This is a genomic window from Enterobacter chuandaensis (assembly GCF_039718975.1).
GTDB lineage: Bacteria > Pseudomonadota > Gammaproteobacteria > Enterobacterales > Enterobacteriaceae > Enterobacter > Enterobacter chuandaensis.
The window spans coordinates 4,252,329-4,276,166 of sequence record NZ_CP097173.1; the positions used below are offsets into that span (position 1 = coordinate 4,252,329).

General features: G+C 56.7%; 23 protein-coding genes. 8 read left to right on the plus strand and 15 right to left on the minus strand.

Translation table 11 applies throughout. The annotated features are described in order from the left end of the window. Positions 1–41 precede the first annotated feature (41 nt). Together cysG and MX657_RS20560 are read left to right on the plus strand one after the other, a co-directional pair. On the plus strand, positions 42–1,415 hold the full coding sequence (gene cysG / locus MX657_RS20555) for a siroheme synthase CysG (protein WP_346806629.1): 1,374 nt from the start codon (positions 42–44) through the stop codon (positions 1,413–1,415). A gap of 138 nt (positions 1,416–1,553) precedes the next feature. Then, positions 1,554–1,724 carry a YhfL family protein gene (locus tag MX657_RS20560; RefSeq protein ID WP_080329029.1) on the plus strand — a complete coding sequence of 57 codons (171 nt, stop codon included), beginning with the start codon at positions 1,554–1,556 and terminating at the stop codon, positions 1,722–1,724. A gap of 144 nt (positions 1,725–1,868) precedes the next feature. On the opposite strand, the gene trpS is transcribed toward MX657_RS20560, so the two are convergent. From trpS to MX657_RS20620, 12 genes are all read right to left on the minus strand, one after another. Beyond that, positions 1,869–2,873 carry a tryptophan--tRNA ligase gene (gene trpS / locus MX657_RS20565; RefSeq protein ID WP_080329030.1) on the minus strand — a complete coding sequence of 335 codons (1,005 nt, stop codon included), beginning with the start codon at positions 2,871–2,873 and terminating at the stop codon, positions 1,869–1,871. Next, positions 2,866–3,627 (minus strand): phosphoglycolate phosphatase, encoded by a 762-nt coding sequence (gene gph / locus MX657_RS20570; RefSeq protein ID WP_080329031.1) that lies wholly within the window; start codon positions 3,625–3,627, stop codon positions 2,866–2,868. Before gph ends, trpS begins: the two co-directional genes overlap by 8 nt. Then, positions 3,620–4,297, minus strand: coding sequence for a ribulose-phosphate 3-epimerase (rpe, locus tag MX657_RS20575; protein WP_080329032.1), 678 nt, complete (start codon positions 4,295–4,297; stop codon positions 3,620–3,622). Before rpe ends, gph begins: the two co-directional genes overlap by 8 nt. A gap of 41 nt (positions 4,298–4,338) precedes the next feature. Next, complete coding sequence (dam, locus tag MX657_RS20580; protein ID WP_080329033.1) at positions 4,339–5,151, minus strand: adenine-specific DNA-methyltransferase; 813 nt, start codon at positions 5,149–5,151, stop codon at positions 4,339–4,341. A gap of 67 nt (positions 5,152–5,218) precedes the next feature. Beyond that, positions 5,219–6,514 (minus strand): cell division protein DamX, encoded by a 1,296-nt coding sequence (gene damX / locus MX657_RS20585; RefSeq protein ID WP_346806631.1) that lies wholly within the window; start codon positions 6,512–6,514, stop codon positions 5,219–5,221. A 92-nt stretch (positions 6,515–6,606) separates the two neighbouring features. Continuing rightward, positions 6,607–7,695 (minus strand): 3-dehydroquinate synthase, encoded by a 1,089-nt coding sequence (gene aroB, locus MX657_RS20590; protein WP_041911921.1) that lies wholly within the window; start codon positions 7,693–7,695, stop codon positions 6,607–6,609. A 57-nt stretch (positions 7,696–7,752) separates the two neighbouring features. Then, the gene (gene aroK, locus MX657_RS20595; protein ID WP_003861630.1) at positions 7,753–8,274 is read right to left on the minus strand and encodes a shikimate kinase AroK; all 522 of its coding nucleotides are present in this window, start codon (positions 8,272–8,274) and stop codon (positions 7,753–7,755) included. 286 nt (positions 8,275–8,560) lie between these two features. Continuing rightward, the gene (gene hofQ / locus MX657_RS20600) at positions 8,561–9,799 is read right to left on the minus strand and encodes a DNA uptake porin HofQ (RefSeq protein ID WP_346806633.1); all 1,239 of its coding nucleotides are present in this window, start codon (positions 9,797–9,799) and stop codon (positions 8,561–8,563) included. Further along, a complete protein-coding gene (locus tag MX657_RS20605) occupies positions 9,711–10,115 on the minus strand; it encodes a HofP DNA utilization family protein (RefSeq protein WP_346806635.1) in 405 nt (134 codons plus the stop codon). The genes hofQ and MX657_RS20605 overlap by 89 nt, the downstream gene beginning before the upstream one ends. After that, positions 10,105–10,566, minus strand: coding sequence for a HofO (locus tag MX657_RS20610; RefSeq protein WP_346806636.1), 462 nt, complete (start codon positions 10,564–10,566; stop codon positions 10,105–10,107). Before MX657_RS20610 ends, MX657_RS20605 begins: the two co-directional genes overlap by 11 nt. 3 nt (positions 10,567–10,569) lie before the next feature. Then, positions 10,570–11,064 carry a PilN domain-containing protein gene (locus tag MX657_RS20615; protein ID WP_333017508.1) on the minus strand — a complete coding sequence of 165 codons (495 nt, stop codon included), beginning with the start codon at positions 11,062–11,064 and terminating at the stop codon, positions 10,570–10,572. Next, positions 11,061–11,837, minus strand: coding sequence for a pilus assembly protein PilM (locus MX657_RS20620; protein WP_252003016.1), 777 nt, complete (start codon positions 11,835–11,837; stop codon positions 11,061–11,063). The genes MX657_RS20615 and MX657_RS20620 overlap by 4 nt, the downstream gene beginning before the upstream one ends. A gap of 120 nt (positions 11,838–11,957) precedes the next feature. Between MX657_RS20620 and mrcA the strand changes: the two genes are divergently transcribed. Then, positions 11,958–14,510 (plus strand): peptidoglycan glycosyltransferase/peptidoglycan DD-transpeptidase MrcA, encoded by a 2,553-nt coding sequence (gene mrcA / locus MX657_RS20625; RefSeq protein WP_219366517.1) that lies wholly within the window; start codon positions 11,958–11,960, stop codon positions 14,508–14,510. Positions 14,511–14,589: 79 nt separating this feature from the next. Here mrcA and nudE read toward each other — a convergent pair whose 3' ends face one another. Beyond that, on the minus strand, positions 14,590–15,150 hold the full coding sequence (gene nudE / locus MX657_RS20630) for an ADP compounds hydrolase NudE (protein WP_008503041.1): 561 nt from the start codon (positions 15,148–15,150) through the stop codon (positions 14,590–14,592). Between the two features lie 322 nt (positions 15,151–15,472). Here nudE and MX657_RS20635 point away from each other — a divergent pair, with 322 nt between their 5' ends. The 5 genes from MX657_RS20635 to pckA all read left to right on the plus strand — a co-directional run bounded on the left by MX657_RS20635 (position 15,473) and on the right by pckA (position 21,632). Beyond that, entirely contained in the window at positions 15,473–17,608 is a 2,136-nt protein-coding gene (locus MX657_RS20635) for an intracellular growth attenuator family protein (RefSeq protein ID WP_346806639.1), read from the plus strand. 66 nt (positions 17,609–17,674) lie between these two features. After that, a complete protein-coding gene (yrfG, locus tag MX657_RS20640) occupies positions 17,675–18,358 on the plus strand; it encodes a GMP/IMP nucleotidase (RefSeq protein ID WP_080329043.1) in 684 nt (227 codons plus the stop codon). Next, positions 18,355–18,756, plus strand: a complete 402-nt coding sequence (gene hslR, locus MX657_RS20645) for a ribosome-associated heat shock protein Hsp15 (protein WP_080329044.1) — start codon at positions 18,355–18,357, stop codon at positions 18,754–18,756. The genes yrfG and hslR overlap by 4 nt, the downstream gene beginning before the upstream one ends. An 18-nt stretch (positions 18,757–18,774) precedes the next feature. Beyond that, complete coding sequence (gene hslO, locus MX657_RS20650; RefSeq protein ID WP_346806641.1) at positions 18,775–19,659, plus strand: Hsp33 family molecular chaperone HslO; 885 nt, start codon at positions 18,775–18,777, stop codon at positions 19,657–19,659. A 353-nt stretch (positions 19,660–20,012) separates the two neighbouring features. Continuing rightward, positions 20,013–21,632 carry a phosphoenolpyruvate carboxykinase (ATP) gene (gene pckA / locus MX657_RS20655; protein ID WP_045259359.1) on the plus strand — a complete coding sequence of 540 codons (1,620 nt, stop codon included), beginning with the start codon at positions 20,013–20,015 and terminating at the stop codon, positions 21,630–21,632. 96 nt (positions 21,633–21,728) lie between these two features. Here the strand turns inward: pckA and envZ are convergent, their stop codons facing one another. Both envZ and ompR read right to left on the minus strand, forming a co-directional pair. After that, on the minus strand, positions 21,729–23,075 hold the full coding sequence (gene envZ, locus MX657_RS20660; RefSeq protein WP_023309494.1) for a two-component system sensor histidine kinase EnvZ: 1,347 nt from the start codon (positions 23,073–23,075) through the stop codon (positions 21,729–21,731). Beyond that, positions 23,072–23,791, minus strand: a complete 720-nt coding sequence (gene ompR, locus MX657_RS20665) for a two-component system response regulator OmpR (RefSeq protein ID WP_001157751.1) — start codon at positions 23,789–23,791, stop codon at positions 23,072–23,074. The genes envZ and ompR overlap by 4 nt, the downstream gene beginning before the upstream one ends. Positions 23,792–23,838: the final 47 nt, after the last annotated feature.

Below are 23,838 nucleotides of genomic sequence, written 5' to 3' on the forward strand. Positions count from 1 at the left end.
GTCAATTCTTACCCCCTCCTTGAATGCTGTGAGGTAACGTCGTGGACCACCTGCCGATTTTCTGTCAATTACGCCATCGCGACTGCCTGCTTGTGGGCGGCGGCGATGTGGCTGAACGCAAAGCTCGCCTGCTGCTGGAGGCTGGCGCCCGGCTGACCGTCAACGCCCTCACCTTCGCCCCGCAGTTTGACGTCTGGGCTCAGGAAGGGATGCTCACGCTGGTGCAGGGGGCGTTTGATGAGTCCCTGCTCGATACCTGCTGGCTGACGATTGCCGCGACGGACGACGATGACGTGAACCAGCGCGTCAGCGACGCCTGTGAAGCGCGCCGCATTTTCTGCAACGTGGTGGATGCGCCGAAAGAGGCCAGCTTCATCATGCCGTCGATCATCGACCGTTCACCGCTGATGATTGCAGTGTCGTCCGGCGGTCGTTCGCCCGTTCTCGCCCGTCTGCTGCGGGAAAAACTGGAGGCCGTGCTGCCCCAGCACCTTGGTCAGATTGCGCATTACGCCGGACAGCTCCGCTCCCGCGTGAAGCAAACCTTCTCAACCGTGGGCGAACGTCGCCGCTTCTGGGAGAAATTCTTCGTTAACGACAGGCTGGCGCAGTCGCTGGCGAATCAGGACACCAAAGCCGTTGAAGAGACGACCGAGCAGCTGCTGAGCGAGCCGCTGGATCACCGTGGTGAAGTCGTGCTGGTAGGTGCAGGCCCGGGTGATGCAGGGTTACTGACGCTAAAAGGGCTGCAGCAGATCCAGCAGGCCGATATCGTGGTTTATGACCGCCTGGTTTCCGATGACATCATGAACCTGGTACGCCGCGACGCCGACCGCGTTTTCGTCGGCAAGCGCGCGGGCTACCACTGCGTGCCGCAGGAGGAGATTAACCAGATCCTGCTGCGCGAAGCGCAAAAGGGTAAGCGCGTGGTACGCCTTAAGGGCGGCGATCCGTTTATCTTTGGTCGCGGCGGCGAGGAGCTGGAAACCCTGTGCAATGCAGGCATTCCGTTCTCAGTGGTGCCCGGCATAACGGCGGCGTCCGGCTGTTCAGCCTACTCTGGCATTCCGTTGACCCATCGCGACTACGCCCAGAGCGTGCGTCTGGTTACGGGCCACCTGAAAACCGGTAGCGAGCTTGACTGGCATAACCTCGCCGCTGAAAAGCAGACGCTGGTGTTCTACATGGGGCTGAATCAGGCCGCCACCATCCAGGCGAAACTGCTGGAGCACGGCATGGAGGCGGATATGCCCGTTGCGCTGGTGGAAAACGGTACGTCAATCAAGCAGCGCGTGGTGAATGGCTTACTGACGCAGCTCGGTGAGCTGGCGCAGCAGGTTGAAAGCCCGGCGCTGATTGTGGTGGGTCGCGTGGTTGAACTGCGCGATAAGCTGAACTGGTTCTCGAATCACTAACGCATATTCTTCCCTTTTCGAGTAGTCCTTATGCGGACTACTCCCCTCTACCTGCTGCCGATAACATACCGCCCGCATAGTGGAACTTTTCCATTTATTCCCTCGTATTACATCCAATTTTTTAGACAAGGAATGCGTATGTTCAAACTGGCAAAAGCCGCCGTTCTGGTTGGCCTGTTATCGACCCTGACGGCCTGTACCGGTCACGTTCAAAACACCAAAAATAACTGCAGCTACGATTATCTGCTACACCCGGCGATCTCTATTTCGAAGGTTATCGGTGGTTGCGGCCCGGCGGCACAGCAGTAAACATTTTCAGGCACAAAAAAACCGGGGAGTCCCCGGTTTTTTTGTTTGCACAGTGCGGTTTTTTCGTCGGGTGGCGCTAACGCTTACCCGACCTACACCGTTCCGTAGGCCGGGTAAGGCGAAGCCGCCACCCGGCAAACAGGCTCACGGCTTCGCAACAAACCCAATCGCTTCGTACACCGCTTTCAGGGTCTCGGACGCGCGCGCGCTGGCTTTTTCCGCGCCCTCTTTCATCACCTTCTGCAGGAAGGCTTCATCGTTACGGTAGCGATGATAGCGCTCCTGCAGCTCAGTCAGCATGCCGGAAACGGCATCCGCGACTTCACCTTTCAGGTGGCCGTACATCTTACCTTCGAAGTGCTGCTCCAGCTCAGGAATGCTCTGCCCGGTCACGCCGGAGAGGATATCCAGCAGGTTGGAGACGCCCGCTTTGTTCTGAACGTCGTAGCGCACCACAGGCGGCTCGTCGGAGTCGGTGACCGCGCGCTTGAGTTTTTTCACTACCGATTTCGGATCTTCCAGCAGGCCGATAACGTTGTTGCGGTTATCGTCAGACTTGGACATCTTCTTGGTCGGCTCCAGCAGCGACATCACGCGCGCGCCGGATTTCGGAATAAACGGCTCTGGCACTTTGAAGACGTCGCCGTAGATCGCGTTAAAGCGCTGGGCGATATCGCGGCTCAGCTCCAGGTGCTGCTTCTGGTCTTCACCCACCGGCACCTGGTTAGTCTGGTACAGCAGGATGTCCGCCGCCATCAGCACCGGATAGTCGAACAGACCGGCGTTAATGTTTTCGGAGTAGCGCGCAGACTTGTCTTTGAACTGGGTCATGCGGCTCAGCTCACCGAAATAGGTATAGCAGTTCAGCGCCCAGCCCAGCTGCGCGTGCTCTGGCACATGGGACTGAACGAAAATGGTGCTCTTCTCAGGATCGATGCCGCAGGCCAGGTACAGCGCCAGCGTATCCAGCGTGGCTTTGCGCAGCTTCTCAGGATCCTGACGCGCGGTGATAGCATGCAAATCCACGATGCAGTAAATGCAATGGTAGTCATCCTGCATGCTGACCCACTGACGTAACGCACCCATGTAGTTACCAATGGTCAATTCACCTGAAGGCTGTGCGCCACTAAAAACGATGGGCTTAGTCATTATTCAATTCCTGATGTTCACTGTGCGAAAGCCCGAGTGCGGGCAACAAATCTTTGAAGTGGTCGAACACAACATCCGGCTCACTCAGCGTAATGGCTTCACCGTAGTTGTAGCCATAGGTTAATCCGACGGAAGGACACCCAGCCGCTCGGGCAGCCAGAATATCATTGCGTGAATCCCCAACAAAGAGCAGCTCCGCAGGTGTTAAGGATAATTTTCCTGCCACCAGCAACAGCGGTTCCGGATGCGGCTTTTTGTTCTGCACGTCATCCCCGCCCACAACCACGGAGAAATACTTCGCGATATCCAGCGCTTCCAGCAGTGGCGCCACGAACGGCGTCGGCTTGTTGGTCACCAGTCCCAGCGGGATGCCGTTCGCGTGCAGCGCGCTCAGCGTCTCCAGAACGTCCGGGAACAGGAAGCTTCCCTCCTCGACCGTCTCTTCATAAAAACGATCGAACAGTTTACGCAGAATGCGCAGCTGCTCGTCCTTAGGGATATCGGCGTGATCGACGCTCGGTTTTCCCTGCGCGGAACGCTGCGATGCGCGCTCCTGGCGAGCCCAGGTCAGCGCGCGCTCCATCAGCACGTCGGCACCGTTACCAATCCACGTCACCACGCGCTCTTCACCCGCAACGGGCAGCTCAAGGGCATACAGCGCCTGGTCAACGGCGCTCGTTAAGCCCGGCGCGCTGTCGACCAGCGTACCGTCGAGGTCGAACGCCACACCCCGAATTGCCTGCAATTTATCCATGACTTACCTTCGCCAGCTCTCGGCGCATTTCATCAATGACTTTTTTGTAATCCGGTTGGTCGAAAATCGCCGAACCTGCAACGAACATATCCGCGCCCGCTGCCGCAATTTCACCAATGTTATTCACTTTCACACCGCCGTCCACTTCCAGACGAATGTCATAACCCGACTCATCAATACGACGGCGCACTTCACGCAGTTTATCAAGCGTTTGAGGGATAAATGACTGGCCACCAAAGCCCGGGTTAACGGACATCAGCAGGATCACGTCCAGCTTATCCATTACGTAGTCGAGATAGCTCAGCGGCGTGGCCGGGTTAAACACCAGACCCGCTTTACAGCCGTTCTCTTTGATCAGCTGGAGCGTACGGTCAACGTGTTCGGAGGCTTCAGGATGGAAAGTGATGATGCTGGCGCCCGCTGCGGCGAAGTCAGGCACTATGCGGTCGACGGGCTTCACCATCAGGTGAACGTCGATCGGTGCGGTAATGCCGTAGTTACGCAGCGCCTTGAGCACCATTGGGCCAATCGTCAGGTTGGGAACGTAGTGGTTGTCCATAACGTCGAAATGGACGACATCCGCGCCCGCCGCCAGTGCGTTAGCGGTGTCTTCACCCAGGCGGGCAAAATCGGCCGACAGAATTGAGGGGGCAATCAAAAACTGTTTCATCCGCATCTCCTTGAAATGTGTTTACCGGCGGGCAAAACGGCTCAGGGGCGATAAAGAGCCAGAAGTTCGTCCACCTTTTTACGTGTGCCGCCGTTGCTGCTAATGCTACGCCGTACCTTAACCTGAAAATGCTTCGCGGCTTTGTACCATTCGCGCGTATCAGGGGTATCGTGATTTGAAATTAACACCGGAATTCTTTTGCTGACCAGCTTTTCCGCCATCTCCGCCAGACGCGCCTGTTCGGCCGGGCTAAAGCTGTTGGTGTGGTAGGCGGTAAAATTCGCCGTTGCAGAGAGCGGCGCGTAAGGGGGGTCACAGTAAACCACCGAGTTTACGCCTGCCAGCTCCATGCACTCCTCGTAGGAGAGACAATGGAATTCTGCATTCTGCGCTTTTTCAGCAAAGTGATACAGCTCGTCCTGCGGGAAATACGGGCGCTTATAACGACCAAACGGCACGTTAAATTCCCCGCGCAGGTTATACCGGCACAGGCCGTTATAGCCATGACGGTTAAGATAGAGGAACAACAGCGCGCGGCGGAACGGATCCTGGCTCTGATTAAACTCAGTGCGGAACTGGTAGTAGACGTCAGGCTGGTTGTTCTCTGGCGTAAACAGCTTCCGCGCCTCTTCCACATACTCGTCGGTACGCAGCTTGACGATGTTATAGAGGCTGATAAGGTCGCTGTTGATATCCGCCAGGATATAACGAGAAAAATCGGTATTCAGGAATACCGATCCAGCGCCCACGAAGGGCTCGATAAGACACTCGCCTTTCGGCAGGTGCTTTTTAATATCATCGAGCAGGGGGTATTTCCCCCCTGCCCATTTCAGAAAAGCGCGATTTTTTTTCATGCTGACTAACTGATTACACCTTCTCCGGCTGTGGAGAAAGCTCCGACAGCATCCTGCGCTTTAAACATTACTTCAGATCGGCCTGCACCTGATGAATCGGCTTCGCCCACGGGTTTTTCGCCTGAACGTCTGCTGGCAGTGTCGCCACGGCGCGTTTCGCTTCATCTTTGGAAGCATACACACCGCTCACCAGCACGTACCACGGCTGACCGTTACGGGTCGTCTGATAAACCACGTAGTTTTTCAGATTCGATTTCTTCGCCCAACCGTTGAGGTTGTCATAGTTAGACGAACTGCTCAACTGCAGCGTGTAGTTGCTGGATGGCGCAGATTTCAGGGAACCGACGTTGCCCGCTGTTTTACCTGCTGCAGAACTTGATGCAGTTGCGGCAGGCGCAGTGGTGGCAGCAGGTGCCGTTGTGGTCGCGGTTGCTTTCGGCGCGGTCTGCGTGACTGGCGCTTTAGCCGGCTCGCTTACCGCAGCCGTTTCTGTGCGTTTCGGCTGTGCCGGTGCGGCTTTCACTTCAGGCGCTTTGACTACGGCCTGAGGTTTAGTTTCACGCTTAGGCTCAATCACCGCCTGCTTACGCTCAGGACGCGTCGCAGTTTGCGTCTGGTGAGGTTTGGTTTCCGTTGCTGCAGTCTGCGGTTGAGCGGTAGCACCGCGAATCGGCGCGACGGTTGCAGGTTCAGTTGGCAGCGTAGAGTTCACCACGACGTTATCAACCTGCTGCTGGTTTTGCGGCTGCGTTAGCGCATTGTTCAGGTCACCCTGAACTTCTACACGCTGCTGGCCTTCAGGCGTGGCAGGTGCCTGGCCCTGCGCAGGCGTTGACGAAACGGGCGGCAGAGAAACATCCTGCGGCGTCGTTGTATTGCTCGCAGTCTGCTCAGCAGAAGTGGTGCCCGGCGCAGGCTGTGTGCCATTCGCCTGATCCGTCGCATCATTGCCAGAAAGGTTGATGCTCTTCTCTGCGGAGGCGGTTTGTTCGGTTGAGTTCGTAGACGGTGCTTTCAGCGCGGAGCCAATGCCAATAATCAGCAGCACAAGCACCAGAACGCCAAGGCCCATCATGATGTACTGACGGGAGGCCGGTTTCTGCGCAGCGGCTTTTTTACGTTTACGCGGGCGACGCTCTACAGGCTGTTCGTCCATTGAATCTTCTTCGGACTCATAATCCTCTTCTTCTCGCTCATCACGCGCGTTGCGGCTGCGCGAAGGGCGACGATCGTCTGCATCCAGATCAACATCGTCAAAGTTGATCTGCGGCTCGTTATCACGTTCTGAAGATTGACGAGAACGACCAGTACGACGATCGCTGGGATCGGGTTTCAGCTCGTCTTCTGGTTTGAATTCATCCATTTAACACCCCACTCAAAGGCTTATGCCTACGTCTTTGCATTTCGCCTGAAGCTAAACGACCACCGGTAACAGTGGCCTGACCTTTCTAGTTGTTACGCCTGCTGACAATCAGCGATAGCGCCAAGAACGACATCGTGCGACACTCCGCCGCGCACTTCACTCTTCCCTATTGCAAGCGGGAGTACAAGACGCATCTCACCTGCCAATACTTTTTTATCGCGCATCATGTGGGGTAAATACGCTTGCGCCGACATCTCCTGCGGCCCGGTTACCGGCAAACCTGCACGTTCCAGCAACGCGATGATACGTGCCGTCTCTTCAGGTTTAAACTGACCCAGACGTTCAGAGGTGCGGGCTGCCATGACCATGCCAGCCGCGACGGCTTCACCGTGCAGCCAGTTGCCATAACCCATCTCGGCTTCAATGGCATGGCCAAACGTATGCCCAAGATTCAGTAAAGCACGTAAGCCGGTTTCACGCTCGTCTGCCGCGACAACTTCTGCTTTCAGCTCACAACAACGACGAATGCAGTATGCCAGTTTCGCCTCATCCAGACGCAGCAGCGCATCCATATTCTCTTCAAGCCAGTTAAAGAACTCGCCATCCAGAATAATGCCGTATTTGATCACTTCAGCCAGACCCGAAGCCAGCTCGCGCTTCGGCAGGGTTTTCAGACAGTCGAGATCCACCACCACCGATGCGGGCTGGTAGAACGCGCCAATCATGTTTTTGCCGAGCGGATGGTTGACTGCCGTTTTGCCACCGACAGAGGAGTCAACCTGAGACAGCAACGTGGTTGGAATTTGAATAAAACGGACGCCACGTTGGTAGCTTGCGGCCGCAAAGCCGGTCAGATCGCCCACAACACCGCCGCCCAGGGCAAGCAGTGTTGTATCGCGACCGTGCGGTTTTTGCAGCAATGCGGTAAAGACGGTATCCAGTACCGTCAGGCTTTTATACTGCTCGCCATCGGGCAGAATCACACTGTCGACTTTTACGCCTGCCTGCTCAAGCAGATGGCGCACGCGGTCGAGATAAAGCGGAGCCAGCGTCTCATTGGTGACCAGCATCGCCTGATCACCCGCTTTAAGTGGTAAAAAGGAAGCTGGGTCGTTAAACAAACCAGCCGCGATGGTGATAGGGTAACTACGTTCCCCGAGAGTAACTGTAATCCTCTCCATGACGCGACATCCACCTTTAATGCTTTTACCCGCAGGCGAGTGTATATAAAGCCAGAATCAGTTGCTTTCCAGCATATGAATAATCTGGTTTGCAACCACTTTAGCGCTCTGATCGTCAGTACGAATGGTCACATCGGCAATCTCTTCATACAGCGGATTGCGTTCATCGGCCAACGCTTCCAGCACTTCGCGTGGTGGCGTTTCAACCTGCAGCAGCGGGCGCTTTTTATCGCGCTGCGTGCGTGCCAGCTGTTTCTCAATGGTCGTCTCAAGATAGACCACTACGCCACGGGCGGAGAGACGGTTGCGGGTTTCGCGAGATTTCACAGAGCCACCGCCTGTTGCCAGAACGATGCCCTGTTTTTCCGTGAGTTCGTTGATCACTTTTTCTTCTCGGTCACGGAAACCTTCTTCGCCTTCTACGTCGAAAACCCAGCCCACATCAGCTCCGGTTCGTTTCTCAATCTCTTGATCAGAATCGTAAAATTCCATATTGAGTTGTTGAGCTAACTGACGCCCAATAGTGCTTTTGCCGGCACCCATAGGCCCAACCAGAAAGATATTGCGTTTCTCTGCCATTTTATCGGTACTACTAAGACTATTCGTTAATGGTAATCCCTGCTTCGCAGACACCCAGCGTAGCAGGACATGAACTGAAACCTCATATGCAATAGAGCGAGAGTCAGACTAAAAATTATCTCAATACTCCGGCTTGTTTGGCAACTGATTAAATCACCGCGTCGGGCGCATAAGGTAATAAGACGTAAGTCCGACTCAAATCGGTACTCCTTGTATGCTAATTCATGCCCCACGTCAAACATCTGCAACAAACTGAATGCAAAATCATTGCGGGGATCGTCGCCCGTCAGTGAATACCGACCAGACGTGGCGTAATAAACACCACTAACTCACGCCGTTCGTTATCCTTACCATCGTGGCGAAAAAGCTGACCAAGCCAGGGGATTTTCCCCAGCCCAGGCACGCTGTCACTACCGGTTTTATTCTTTTGTGAAAAAATTCCCCCCAGCGCCAGCGTTTCTCCGCTTTTTACCTCCACCTGGGTTTCAATCTCCTGTTTGTCGATCGCCAGCGTTTCGCCATCGGCCTGCTGCAGAACCTGCCCCGGCATGTTTTCACTGATGTGTAGCTTCAGACGCACGCGTCCACCGGGCAAGACCACGGGGGTGACCTCCATCCCGAGGACCGCCTCTTTAAACTCCACCGAAGTCGCCCCGCTTTCACCGCTTGAAACCTGATACGGGATCTCGCTTCCCTGCTTGATGCTGGCCGGTTGCATATGCGAGGCCAGCAGGCGCGGGCTGGCGATGATATCGACCTGCTGTTTTTGTTCCAGCGCCGACAGCTCCAGATCCAACAACCTGCCGTTAATCCGCCCGATGTTAAACCCCACACGCGTGGTAGCACTGGCCACAGAAAGATCGCTGCCGAGCGTCGTAATCTGTCCAACCTTGCCCGCTTCGGTGGCTTCGGCAAGATTCCACTTCACCCCCAGCTCTCGCAGGCTTTTTTCATTAATGGTGACAATGTGCGCCGCCAGTTCGACCTGCTCGACGGGAATATCCATCTGAGCCGCCCACTGCTGCAGCGTCTCCAGCACCGCCTTGTTATCCCTGATGAGCAGACGGTTAGTACGTTTGTCGACAGATAAACTCCCCTTTGGACTCAGGAGCTTTTCAGCCGCTTTTTGCAACTCCCCGGCATCAGCATAAGAAAAAGGGATGCTGTGCGAGATTAGCGGCGCATCGAGCTGTCGACGCGTCTTCTCCTGTTCCGAACGCTCCCGCTGTTCACGCTGCCATGCCGCGGTATTAACATAAAAAATGCCGCCCTCCTCACGCAAAACGAGCCCGGCGCTGGTGACTACCGTCTGTAGCGCCTGCCGCCAGGGAACGCGGGTCAGGTTGAGCGAAAGCGTGCCGCTGACATCAGGCGATACCACCAGATTACGGTTCTCCTGTGCAACCAGCGCCTGCAGCACCTGGACCACAGGAACGTCATCCACCACCAGCGTGACCGGCTTTGGCGCGGCGGCCCACAGCGGGTGGCTGAACGCCAGCAGCAACAGCACTATCCTTAGATTCATTTTTATCCTTTCCTTCTCGTTGCCACGTCCATTGTTCGGGTTCACATGTTTCACCCACAGCAATGGTCAGTTCCGTTTCATTTATGTCCGTTATCCGCCAGCCCGCCGGGAAAAGCTCCTGAGCTTTCAGGCGATACCAGCGCTGTTGTCCATCCTGCAAAATGGCGATGGCCTGCTGCCTCTCCACCATTCCACGGTAGTGCCATCGCGCCAGCTCACCGGTGGCGCAAGGATCGTCCGGTGGACGAAACGGATCGCGCATGCCGGTCAATAACAGCGCGGAGCAAACCAGCACATATTTCGCGCTATTTCGCATTATCTGGCTCCAGCGTCAGCAGCAGGCGTAACGCCGCGCCCTGGGGCGAAACAGTGAACGCAGCGACCTTCACATCCCGCTGTGCCAGGCGGGAAAAAACATGCGTGATCGTCTGCCACTCCGCGTCCAGCGCCAGTTCGCCTCCCTTCTGAAATGGTTTCCAGTGAACCAATGCCATGCCCTCGCCCTGAAAGTCGAGGGGTGAAAAGGGCGGCATCTCCACTGCCGCCTGGGTTTCCGGACGAAACGGCACCTGGATGGCTACAGGCCAGAGCGACGCGTTAGTCCGCGCATTCTGTATCAGCTGTCGCTGTCGCTCCGCGCACTGCCGCTCTACTGGCCGGAGCAATATGCTCCACGCTGCCAGCACCACAAGAAGAATACCCAGCCCTCCGCAGGCCAGACGGCACCAGGGGCGGCTTGCACACCAGCGTTCTGACAAGGTGTTCACGCGTTATCCCTCACTTTTCAGGTGCAGCGTGAACATCCAGCGCCCCTGGCTATCCTGGCGGAGCTCCCCCTCAGGGCCAGGCGTAAAGCCAGCGAGCTGTCCCAGCCCATCGCGCAGGGCAGAGAGGGCCGGCAGAGTGGCGGCATACCCGATCAACATCAGCGCTGGAGGCTGATAACGCAGCTCTGTTAGCCAGACCTGCGTCGGAATGGTGCCGGAAAGGGATTCCAGTACCGGTTGCCATTCGCGTCGTTGCAGCATACGCGCAGGTTTCTGTGCCTCCGCAGTGAGTCTCTGACGAGAGACAAGCCCCCGCTGCACGGACTGCATTCCCACCAGTTGCGTTTGCAGCGCGCGCAGCGTCACGAGATGGTTCATTCGCAGAGTGAAAACGGCTATGAGCATCAGCAGCGATGCGCCGAAAAACACGGTTCCCCAGAAACGCAGGCATCGCGTGCGTCGCTGCTGACGCCAGGGCAGGAGGTTGGTGACGTTCATTCAGGCACCTCGCTCATGGCCAGCGCCAGCGCGACGGTATAGTCAGCCCCGCATTCGGGAAGAGGCGCATGGCAGCGCTGCAGCGTTTCCCATGGATTCCGTTGGGTATCAAACAGCGTAATGTCGTGCTGGTTGAGGGCCAGCAGCGCCGCCAGTTCAGCGACGTTTTCAGCTTCAGTGGTATAACGACGCCCCCACTGATGGCGCATGGCCCACAGCCATTGATGCGCATCCCGCCAGGCGACACACTGCGTCGGCGCCACCGCTGGCAGCAGGTTCGCCAGCGCGCTGGCGTCCGGGGTGATAGCCGCCAGCCGCAAACGTAGCGTTTTCGCCAGTGCCAGAAGCGTTTCAACCTCTTTGTTTTGTGCGGCAGTCACGTAAAACGTATTGCTGAACGTATCCTGGGTGTAATCAAAACAGAGGGACTCTGCCGACATCTCCAGTTCGCGCGAGAGCGCCGCCCCCAGCCACGTGAGTTGCTCGCTGTCGCGCAGGGCAACGGCTGGTCTGGGAAGCGCTTTTTGCAGGGTGCGTGCAGCCGGAAAGGAGAGAAACACCCGGTGATAGTGCGGCAACGTTTTCCGCCACTCGCGTAACGCCTCAACCAACTGTTCTGGCTGACTTATTTTGCCGTCGCGGATGATGCCTTCGGCCAGAGGAATGGCCCACCAGCGGCGTAAGCACCAGCCGGTTCGCGCCTTGACCAGCGCAACAATCAGCACCCTATCCTGTTGAATATGAACGCCCGTTTGCCATGTTTTTAAAGCCATGCTTCACGATCTCCTTATCGCCCGTCACCTTGACGGCTATATCAATGAATCAGGCTTGCCTTTATACTACCGCGCGATTGTTTAGAAACTGCCCAAGTGAAACCAAATGGGAAATCTCCGGTGAAGTTCGTAAAGTATTTATTCATCCTTGCAGTCTGTTGCATTCTGCTGGGAGCAGGCTCGATTTACGGTTTGTACAAATATATTGAGCCACAGCTACCTGATGTCGCCACGCTTCGCGATGTGCGGCTCCAGATCCCGATGCAGGTCTATAGCGCCGATGGCGAGCTGATGGCGCAGTATGGCGAAAAGCGTCGTATCCCGCTGACCTTAAACCAAATCCCCCCCGTCATGGTGAAAGCGTTTATCGCCACGGAGGACAGCCGTTTCTACGAGCACCACGGTGTCGACCCGGTGGGGATTTTCCGCGCCGCGAGCATTGCGTTGTTCTCCGGTCACGCCTCTCAGGGGGCGAGTACCATTACGCAACAGCTGGCGCGTAACTTCTTCCTCAGCCCTGAAAAGACGCTGACACGTAAGATCAAAGAGGTGTTCCTGGCGATTCGTATTGAGCAACTGCTGAGCAAGGACGAGATCCTTGAGCTGTATCTCAATAAAATCTACCTGGGCTACCGCGCCTATGGCGTGGGGGCTGCCGCACAGGTCTACTTCGGTAAGCCTGTTGAGCAGCTCACCTTAAGCGAAATGGCAACCATCGCCGGTCTGCCTAAAGCGCCTTCCACGTTCAACCCGCTCTACTCGCTCGATCGTGCCACCTCACGTCGTAACGTCGTTCTGTCACGTATGCTGAGCGAAGGCTATATCAGTCAGAGCGAGTACGACCAGGCGCGTAACGACGTTATTGACGCCAACTATCACGCTCCTGAGATCGCCTTCTCTGCCCCATACCTGACCGAAATGGTGCGTCAGGAGATGGTGAATCGTTATGGTGATAAGGCGTATGAAGATGGCTATCGCGTTTACACTACCGTCACCCGCAAAGTACAGCAGGCGGCCCAGGACGCGGTGCGCAATAACGTGATGGACTACGATATGCGTCACGGCTATCGCGGCCCGTCGAACGTGCTCTGGAAAGTGGGTGAGAGTGCCTGGGACAGCAAAAAAATCACCAGTACGCTGAGAGCGCTGCCAACTTATGGCCCGCTCCTTCCCGCCGTGGTGACGCAGGCCGATCCTCAGGAAGCCGTTGCGACGCTGGCGGACGGCACGTCCGTCTCCCTGCGTATGGACGGTATTCGCTGGGCGCGTCCATACCGTTCAGACACCCTGCAAGGGCCAACGCCGCGCAAAGTGACCGACGTGGTACAGACCGGGCAGCAAATCTGGGTGCGCAAGGTGGGCGATGCCTGGTGGCTGGCGCAGGTGCCGGATGTGAACTCGGCTCTGGTCTCTATCAACCCACAGAACGGGGCGGTAATGGCGCTGGTCGGCGGGTTCGATTTCAACCAGAGCAAATTTAACCGCGCCACGCAGGCGCTGCGTCAGGTGGGTTCCAACATCAAACCGTTCCTCTACACGGCTGCGATGGATAAGGGACTGACGCTTGCCAGCATCCTTAACGACGTACCGATCTCCCGCTGGGATGCCGGTGCCGGTTCCGACTGGCAGCCGAAGAACTCCCCTGCGCAGTATGCCGGCCCTATTCGTCTCCGCCAGGGTCTGGGACAGTCGAAAAACGTAGTGATGGTACGAGCCATGCGCGCAATGGGGGTCGACTATGCGGCAGAGTATCTGCAACGCTTCGGTTTCCCGGCGCAGAATATCGTTCGCACCGAATCGCTGGCGTTAGGTTCAGCCTCCTTTACGCCGCTTCAGGTCGCGCGCGGATACTCGGTGATGGCCAACGGCGGCTTCCTGGTTGACCCGTTCTTCATCAGTAAAATCGAGAATGACCAGGGCGGCGTGCTGTTTGAAGCGAAGCCGAAAATTGCTTGCCCTGAGTGTGATATTCCGGTCATTTACGGCAACACGCCGAAATCCGATGTGCTCGAAAATAAGGACATGGAAGACCCTGCTGTTTCTCAGGAGCAGCCGAATATCGTCGTGCCGCAGCCGCAGCTGGAGCAGGCTAACCAGTCGCTGGTGGCGCAAACCGGCGCGCAGGAATACGCCCCGCACGTGATCAACACGCCGCTGTCATTCCTGATCAAGAGCGCGCTGAACACCAACATCTTCGGTGAACCAGGCTGGCAGGGTACCGGCTGGCGAGCAGGACGCGATCTGCAGCGTCACGATATCGGCGGTAAAACCGGGACGACCAACAGTTCGAAAGATGCGTGGTTCTCCGGCTACGGTCCGGGCGTGGTAACGTCAGTCTGGATCGGTTTCGACGACCACCGCCGTGACTTAGGTCGTACGACCGCCTCCGGCGCGATTAAAGATCAGATCTCCGGTTACGAAGGCGGCGCCAAAAGCGCGCAACCCGCCTGGGATGCGTACATGAAATCCGTGCTTGAAGGCGTGCCAGAGCAGCCGCTGACGCCGCCTCCGGGCGTGGTGACCGTTAATATTGACCGCAGCACCGGCCAGCTCGCGAACGGCGGTAATAGCCGTGCCGAGTATTTCATCGAAGGTACGCAGCCAACCACACAGGCGGTGCACGAGGTGGGTACAGAGATTATTGATAACGGCGAGACGCACGAGCTGTTTTAAGCATAAAAATGCCCGGTAAAAACCGGGCAAAGAAATCCAGGCCGGGTAAGGCGAAGCCGCCACCCGGCTTTTTTATGTCCTACAGCCGCCCTTGCCCCTTCAGCCACTCGCGAACCAGGAACAGCGCACTCACGTTGCGAGCTTCGTTAAAGTCAGGGTCCTCAAGCAGATCCATCAGATGCGCCAGCGGCCAGCGAACCTGCGGCAGCGGCTCTGGTTCATCGCCCTCCAGTGATTCTGGATAGAGATCTTCCGCGACCACGATGTTCATTTTGCTGGAAAAATAGGACGGCGCCATGCTCAGCTTTTTCAGGAACGACAGCTCGTTCGCGCCAAACCCCACCTCTTCTTTCAGCTCGCGGTTTGCCGCTTCAAAAACCGTTTCACCCGGGTCGATGAGCCCTTTTGAGAACCCAAGCTCGTAAGATTCCGTCCCCACGGCGTATTCGCGGATCAAAATCAGATGATCGTCGACGATAGGGACGATCATCACCGCTTCGCGCGAAGAGGGGCGCATACGTTCATAAACACGACGCACACCGTTGCTGAACTCCAGATCCACACTCTCGACATTAAACAGGCGCGATTTGGCGACAGTTTCAACATTCAGAATGGTGGGTTTTTGTAGTGGTTTGCTCATCTTGATGGGGTCTTAGCAGTGTGAACTGGCTTTATTGTGCGATATGCCGCACGGTTTCGGCAATGTCAATTGTTCTTTATTTACATTTATGCAACGTATTCGGGATCAATCCTCAATTCAAAACAAATGTCAAGAGGTTGAAATGTTTCCAGGAATTTGCTGATATCGCGCCATGACAGGCTTTGCTATCATCACCGGTCACTGGGATGCGCTTCAGAATGCTCAAGTTCGACTCCATACTTGCCGATAGCCAGCCACAGACTCTCATTCAATGTAAAGGTGCTACTGACTACACCTGTAAGATAAGTAAGATGGGGAAAGCATGAGCACCATTTTGATTGTTCTCGCTGCTATGCTGGCCAGCGCATTGATTGCAGGATGGCTGTACAGGCGACGCGCGCAGCGCCGTTACCGGCTGCCTTTTTTAAATGCCTTCGCGGGGGCGACAACCCGTAAACTCACGCAAGACGAACTTGATGCGGTTGAAAACTATCTCGAAACGCTGAACCGTTCTCAGTTAACGCCCGGGCCGACGGGGGCTACTGCTGCGCCTGTCGCACTGAAGCTTAACGCGCAGAGTGATACCGTGCTCTGCGTGACGCGCTCCATCACACGCTATGGCATCACCACCGATGACCCTAACAAGTGGCGCTACTATCTCGATTCCGTCGAAGTGCACCTGCCTCCGTCCTGGGAGCAGTACATTAACGACGAAAATAGCGTTGAGCTGATTCACACCGATTCGCTGCCGCTGGTTATCTCGCTCAACGGCCATACTCTGAATGATTATCTTCACGAAGCCCCGCGCTTTGCGCTGGAGCGCGCGAGTTCAACGCAGGCCTCCATTCGTGGTGAAGAGACCGAGCAGATTGAACTGCTGAACATTCGTCAGGAGACGCATGAAGAGTACGCCCTGAGCCGTCCGGACGGCATTCGTGAAGCCATCCTGATCGTTGCCGCTTTCCTGCTCTTTTTTGTCTGCCTGCTGACGCCGGACGTGTTTGTTCCATGGCTGGCGGGGGGCGCAGTGCTGCTTCTGGCTGCCGGGCTGTGGGGGATCTTTGCCCCGCCAGCAAAAACCTCGTTGCGAGAGATCCACTGCCTGCGCGGCACGCCAAAGCGCTGGGGCCTGTTCGGCGAAAACGATCAGGAGCATCTCAACAATATTTCGCTCGGTATCATCGACCTGATTTACCCGCGCCACTGGCAGCCGTGGATCGCGCAGGATTTAGGGCAGAAAACCGACATTGATATCTACCTTGACCGCCACGTTGTGCGTCAGGGGCGCTTCCTGTCTCTGCATGATGAAGTCAAAAACTTCCCGCTTCAGCACTGGCTGCGCAGTACGGTTATCGCCGCAGGCGCCGCGCTGGTATTCATCATGCTGCTGCTTTTCGTGCCGCTGGATATGCCTATCAAATTCACCCTGTCGTGGATCAAAGGGGCGCAGACCATCGAAGCGACCAGCGTGAACCAGCTCGATGAAGCGGGTGTACGTGTAGGCGATACGCTGCGCCTGAAAGGCACCGGGATGTGTAACATCCACACTCCGGGGGCGTGGAACACGCGCCAGAACTCACCGTTCATGCCGTTCGACTGCTCGCAAATTATCTGGAACGACGCGCCGCCGCTGCCGCTGCCGGAATCTGAAGTGGTGAATAAAGCCACGGCGCTGACCCAGACGGTCAACCGCCAGCTGCACCCGAAACCGGATGATGATTCACGCGTCAGCCCCGCGCTACGCTCGGCCATTCAGAAATCAGGCATGGTGCTGCTGGATGACTTCGGCGACATTGTCCTGAAAACTCAGGATTTATGCTCCTCGCAGGATGAGTGTGTACGCCTCAAAAACGCGCTGGTTAACCTCGGGAATAGCAAAGACTGGGACTCGCTGGTAAAACGCGCCGAAGCGGGACGGCTGGATGGCGTTAACGTGCTGCTGCGTCCGGTCAGCGCGGAGTCGCTGGATAACCTGGTCGCCACCTCGACATCGCCGTTTATGATGCGTGAAACCACCCGTGCGGCTCAGGCGCTCAACAGTCCGGCGCCGGGTGGCTTTGTGATTGCCAGCGATGAAGGCAGCGACCTGGTCGACCAGCCTTACCCGCAGGTCGCGCTGTATGACTATCCGGCACAGGAACAGTGGGCCCAGTTCCAGCGTCTGGCACAGATGCTGATGCAAACCCCGTTCAGTGCCGAAGGGATCGTCACCGGTATTTATACCGATGCCAACGGTACCCGCCATATCGGCCTGCACCGGATGCCGGACAGCGCAGGTCTGTGGCGTTACATTGGCACCTCTCTGCTGATGCTCGCCATGCTGGTTTCCATTTTCTGGAACGGTTTTATGGCCCTGCGCCGCTACCAGCGCTCGCGCACGCGTCTGGCTGAGATCCAGCAATACTACGAAAACTGCCTTAATCCTAAGCTGATCCCCTCCTCTGAGAGCCTGATCTGATAACGTCGTTGCGCGACAAGATGTGCTACCCTGTCGCGCACGTTTCTTCTGGCTGGAGTTCCCCTTATGCATCTTGATATCGCCTGGCAGGAGGTCGACACGGTTCTGCTGGATATGGACGGCACGCTGCTCGATCTCGCCTTTGATAACTATTTCTGGCAAAAGCTGGTGCCGGAAACCTATGGCGAGCAGCAGGGTATTTCCCCGGCAGAAGCGCAGGCGTTCATTCGTTCGCAATATAGCGCGGTACAACATACGCTAAACTGGTACTGTCTTGACTACTGGAGCGAGCGCCTCGGTTTGGATATTTGTGCCATGACCACCGCCCAGGGACCACGCGCCGTGTTGCGCGAAGATACGGTTCCGTTCCTGGATGCGCTGAAAGCAAGCGGCAAGCGCCGTATTTTGCTGACCAACGCGCATCCGCATAACCTGGCCGTGAAGCTGGAGCATACGGGGCTGGCGTCGCACCTTGATTTATTACTTTCCACCCACACATTTGGTTATCCGAAAGAGGATCAGCGGTTGTGGCATGCGGTGAAGGAAGAGACCGGTTTGCAGCCGGAGCGCACGCTGTTCATTGACGACAGCGAGCCCATTCTGGATTCTGCGGCAGCATTTGGCATTCGCTATTGTCTGGGCGTTACCAATCCTGACTCTGGCTTGGCTGAAAAAAGCTATCTGCGACATCCTGGACTGAACGACTACCGCCAGATGATCCCCTCACTGACCGTGAAGGAGACGCCATGAAAGAAAAACCCTCTGACGGGGTAAGACTGGATAAATGGCTGTGGGCAGCCCGTTTTTATAAAACGCGCGCCCTTGCCCGCGAGATGGTTGATGGCGGTAAAGTGCATTACAACGGCCAGCGCAGTAAGCCGAGCAAGCTGGTTGAGTTGAACGCTACCTTAACGCTGCGCCAGGGCAACGATGAACGTACGGTAGTGGTTAAAGCCATTACCGAACAGCGGCGGCCCGCATCGGAAGCCGTACTGCTTTATGAAGAGACGGCTGAAAGCATTGAAAAGCGCGAGAAGACCGCGCTGGCGCGCAAAATGAATGCGCTGACGATGCCTCACCCGGACCGGCGACCGGATAAAAAAGAGCGCCGCGATCTGATGAAATTTAAACACGGTGAGACTGAGTAACACTCACCCGCACGAGAGATGAAAATGGCCCAACACGACCAATTACACCGCTATCTGTTTGAACAATTCGCCGTGCGCGGCGAGCTGGTCACCGTATCCGAAACCTGGAAACAGATTCTGGAAAACCACAACTACCCGCTGCCGGTGAAGACCCTGTTGGGCGAACTGCTGGTTGCCACCAGCCTGCTGACCGCCACGCTGAAGTTTGCCGGCGATATCACCGTGCAGCTGCAGGGCGATGGCCCGATGACGCTGGCAGTGATCAACGGTAATAACCAGCAGCAGATGCGCGGCGTGGCGCGCGTTCAGGGCGACGTGCCTGAAAATGCAGATCTCAAAACGCTGGTGGGCAATGGCTACCTGGTGATCACCATCTCCCCGGAGGAAGGTGAACGCTATCAGGGCGTCGTTGGTCTGGAAGGTGATACCCTGGCAGCCTGCCTGGAAGACTACTTCATGCGCTCCGAACAGCTGCCAACGCGTCTGTTCATCCGTACCGGTGAAGTGGACGGCCAGCCTGCTGCGGGCGGCATGCTGCTGCAGGTTCTGCCTGCACAGGATGCGCAGACCTATGACTTTGAGCATCTGGCGACGCTGACCGAAACCATCAAAGCGGAAGAGCTGTTCAACCTGTCGGCGACCGACGTGCTGTGGCGTCTGTATCACGAAGAAGAAGTGACCGTGTACGACCCGCAGGCGGTGGAATTCAAGTGCACCTGCTCCCGCGAACGCTGCGCTGGCGCATTGAAAACCCTGCCGGATGAAGAGATCGACAGCATCATGGCGGAAGACGGCGAAATTGATATGCACTGTGACTACTGCGGTACGCACTACGTGTTCAATTCAATGGATATCGCTGAGATCCGCAATAACGCCTCTCCGGCGGATCCGCAGGTTCATTAATACCCCCTCTCACCCTGCCCTCTCACCAAAGGGGAAAGGGCAGGGTGAGGGGCAAATATCCCGCTCAAGCTGAATCGTTTTCATAATGTAACCCTTACGTAATTTTCTTACATGTATGCGATTACATTCACATTCCTTCCGATAAAATCACCAGCCTTTAACCTTTTCGGAACATTTTCCCCAACCAAAAAGCGTTTCCTGCGATAATCCGCCTGCACTGTGACTGGAGTCGCAGCGTTTTCCGTTAGTAAGGGTTTTGTCCAGATGCATAAATCTATGAGCCCCGTCGCGGTTAACATCCCCAGAAAGACCCTACAATTTCAGGCAGTACATATTGGCTAAGGAGCAGTGATATGCGTGTTACTGGTTTAACCCCGCAAGATCTCAAGGCTTATGGTATTCACGACGTCCAGGAAGTCGTCTACAACCCCGACTACGATACGCTGTATCAGGAAGAGCTCAATCCAGCACTGGAAGGATACGAGCGAGGTGTGTTGACGAATCTTGGTGCTATCGCCGTCGATACCGGTATTTTTACCGGTCGTTCGCCGAAAGATAAGTATATCGTCCGAGACGAAACCACTCGCGATACGCTGTGGTGGGCTGACAAAGGCAAAGGGAAGAACGACAACAAACCGCTCTCCCCGGAAACCTGGCAGCATCTGAAAGGGCTCGTCACCCATCAACTTTCCGGCAAGCGTCTGTTCATCGTCGACGCTTTCTGCGGCGCTAACGCCGACACCCGCCTTTCCGTGCGTTTCATTACCGAAGTGGCCTGGCAGGCGCATTTCGTTAAGAATATGTTTATTCGTCCGACCGACGAAGAGCTGCAGGACTTCACGCCTGACTTCATCGTGATGAACGGTGCGAAATGCACCAACCCACAGTGGAAAGAGCAGGGTCTGAACTCCGAAAACTTCATTGCCTTCAACCTGACCGAGCGTATTCAGCTGATCGGCGGTACCTGGTACGGCGGCGAAATGAAGAAAGGGATGTTCTCGGTCATGAACTACCTGTTGCCGCTGCGCGGTATCGCCTCCATGCACTGCTCGGCGAACGTCGGCGAGAAAGGCGACGTGGCGGTGTTCTTCGGTCTTTCCGGAACCGGGAAAACCACCCTCTCCACCGATCCAAAACGTCGTCTGATTGGCGATGACGAGCACGGTTGGGACGATGACGGCGTGTTTAACTTCGAAGGCGGCTGCTACGCGAAAACCATTCGCCTGTCTGAAGAGGCCGAGCCGGATATCTTCCACGCGATCCGCCGCGACGCGCTGCTGGAAAACGTCACCGTACGTGCCGACGGCTCTATCGATTTCGACGACGCGTCGAAGACCGAAAACACCCGCGTCTCTTACCCGATCTACCACATCGACAACATCGTCAAGCCGGTGTCAAAAGCGGGCCATGCCACGAAGGTGATTTTCCTGACGGCGGATGCGTTCGGCGTGCTGCCACCGGTTTCCCGCCTGACGGCCAGCCAGACGCAGTACCACTTCCTCTCCGGCTTTACCGCCAAGCTGGCGGGTACCGAGCGTGGCGTCACGGAGCCAACCCCAACCTTCTCCGCCTGCTTCGGCGCGGCATTCCTGTCGCTGCACCCGACGCAGTACGCGGAAGTGCTGGTGAAGCGCATGCAGGCCTCCGGCGCGCAGGCCTACCTGGTGAACACCGGCTGGAACGGCACCGGCAAGCGTATCTCTATCAAAGATACCCGCGCCATTATCGACGCCATTCTGGATGGTTCTCTGGATAACGCCGAAACCTTCACGCTGCCGATGTTTGATCTGGCCATTCCGACGGAACTGCCGGGCGTGGACACGCGTATCCTTGACCCGCGCAACACCTACGGATCGCCGGAGCAGTGGCGCGAGAAGGCGGAATCGCTGGCGAAGTTGTTTATTGAGAACTTCGAGAAGTATACCGATACACCGGCAGGCGAAGCGCTGGTGAGTGCGGGACCGAAGCTGTAGGTAAAAGCAAAAAGGCAACGAAAGTTGCCTTTTTTAATGTTTTCTCCCTCTCCCCGTGGGAGAGGGCCGGGGTGAGGGCATCAGCCCGCACCTTTTTTAACTCTCTTTCACCTGCCCTCGCGTCACCGGCACCGGTAACCAGGCGCGAATGCTTAACCCACCCCGCTCGCTGGTACCAATCTCCAGCAACCCGTTATGGTTATCGATAATACGCTGCACGATCGCCAGGCCTAAGCCCGTTCCGCTGGTGCTGCGCGCGCTGTCGCCGCGCACAAACGGCTGGAACAGATGCTTACGCTGCTCAGGCTTAATGCCCGGACCGTCGTCCTCCACCTGGAACCAGGCGCGGTTGAGTTCAGACCCGCTGCTGACTTTAATCCAGCCATTGCCGTAGCGCGCCGCGTTGACCACCATGTTGGCGACCGCACGTTTGATCGAGAGCGGGTGCATACGAACCTGAATTTCACCGGCCTGCAGGTCGGTATCAATCTCGCGCTCGTAGCCGCTTTCCGCCGCCACCACTTCACCCAGCACCGCGTTCAGATCCGCCATCTCCATCGGCATCTCCTGCCCGGTACGCAGGTAGTCAATGAACTGCTCGATGATGGCATTACACTCTTCGATGTCCTTGTTGATGGACTCGGCGAGATAACCGTCCTCTTCCCCCATCATCTCCGTCGCCAGGCGAATACGCGTCAGCGGCGTGCGCAGGTCATGACTGACCCCCGCCATCAGCAGCGTACGGTCGTCAGCCAGCTGCTTCACGCCTGCCGCCATATGGTTAAACGCGCGCGTTACTGAACGCACTTCAGAGGCGCCATACTCGCGCAGTGGGGGTGGAATAATGCCTTTACCGACCTGCAGCGCCGCGTGCTCCAGGTCGACCAGCGGTCGGTTCTGGATACGGATAAACAGCCACGCGCCGCCTATCGCCAGCAGCATAATCGCCAGGGTGTAGCGGAACAGCGGCGAGAAGTCGCCCTGATGGATTTCGGTCAGCGGAACGCGCACCCAGATATTGGGTGACAGCCAGGTTTTCAGCCAGACGACGGGCGAGCTTTTGTTGACCTCAACGCGCACTTCCGTTGGGCCACCTAGCTGCTGCGCCATCTGCTGGCTGAGGAATTCATAGTGCTGCGCCCAACGCAGGCCAGCGTCTTCTGCCGCTTCATTGGAATAGAGCGAAATGCCCAGCTCACGGTAGATTTCACGGCGAAACGCCGGGGGAACAACCAGCTGCGTGCCGTCCTCCAGCTGCAGCTTATCGGTCATCAGCATACGCACTTCGTAGGCCAGGACCTTATTAAACTGCTGGAGGCTCGGCAGGATCGCAAAGTTCAGCACCACCAGGTAGGTCGTCACCAGGCTGACGAACAGCAGGGTGACGATCAGTAACAGGGTGCGGGCAAACGAGCTTCGCGGCGAGAAGCGCATTCGCCTCATGCTTTAGAGCCGTCCGGGACGAACACGTAGCCCAGACCCCATACGGTCTGAATATAGCGAGGATGCGCCGGATCTTCTTCCACCATGCGGCGCAGGCGGGAGATCTGCACGTCGATGGAGCGTTCCATTGCGGAATATTCGCGACCGCGCGCCAGGTTCATCAGCTTGTCGCGGGAAAGCGGCTCGCGCGGGTGGCTGACCAGCGCTTTCAGTACGGCAAACTCTCCGCTGGTGAGCGGCATTGGCTCATCTTCACGGAACATCTCACGGGTGCCAAGGTTCAGCTTGAACTTGCCGAAGGCAATGACGGCTTCTTCCTGCGACGGCGCGCCCGGCAGCTCGTTCGCCTGACGGCGCAGCACGGCGCGAATACGCGCCAGCAGTTCGCGCGGGTTAAACGGTTTAGGAATATAGTCGTCCGCGCCGATTTCGAGGCCTACAATACGGTCAACCTCTTCACCCTTCGCCGTCACCATGATGATTGGCATCGGGTTGCTCTGGCTGCGCAGACGTCGGCAGATGGAAAGCCCGTCTTCGCCAGGCAGCATCAGGTCAAGGACCATCAGATGGAAAGATTCACGGGTCAGCAGACGATCCATCTGCTCAGCGTTCGCGACGCTACGAACCTGGAAGCCCTGCTCGGTCAGATAACGCTCAAGCAGCGCGCGCAGGCGCATGTCGTCATCCACGACCAGAATTTTGTAGTTCTCTTGCATTGTGTGTACTCCCAAAGGTTCGGATAGTCTTTGTAACAGCGTATTCT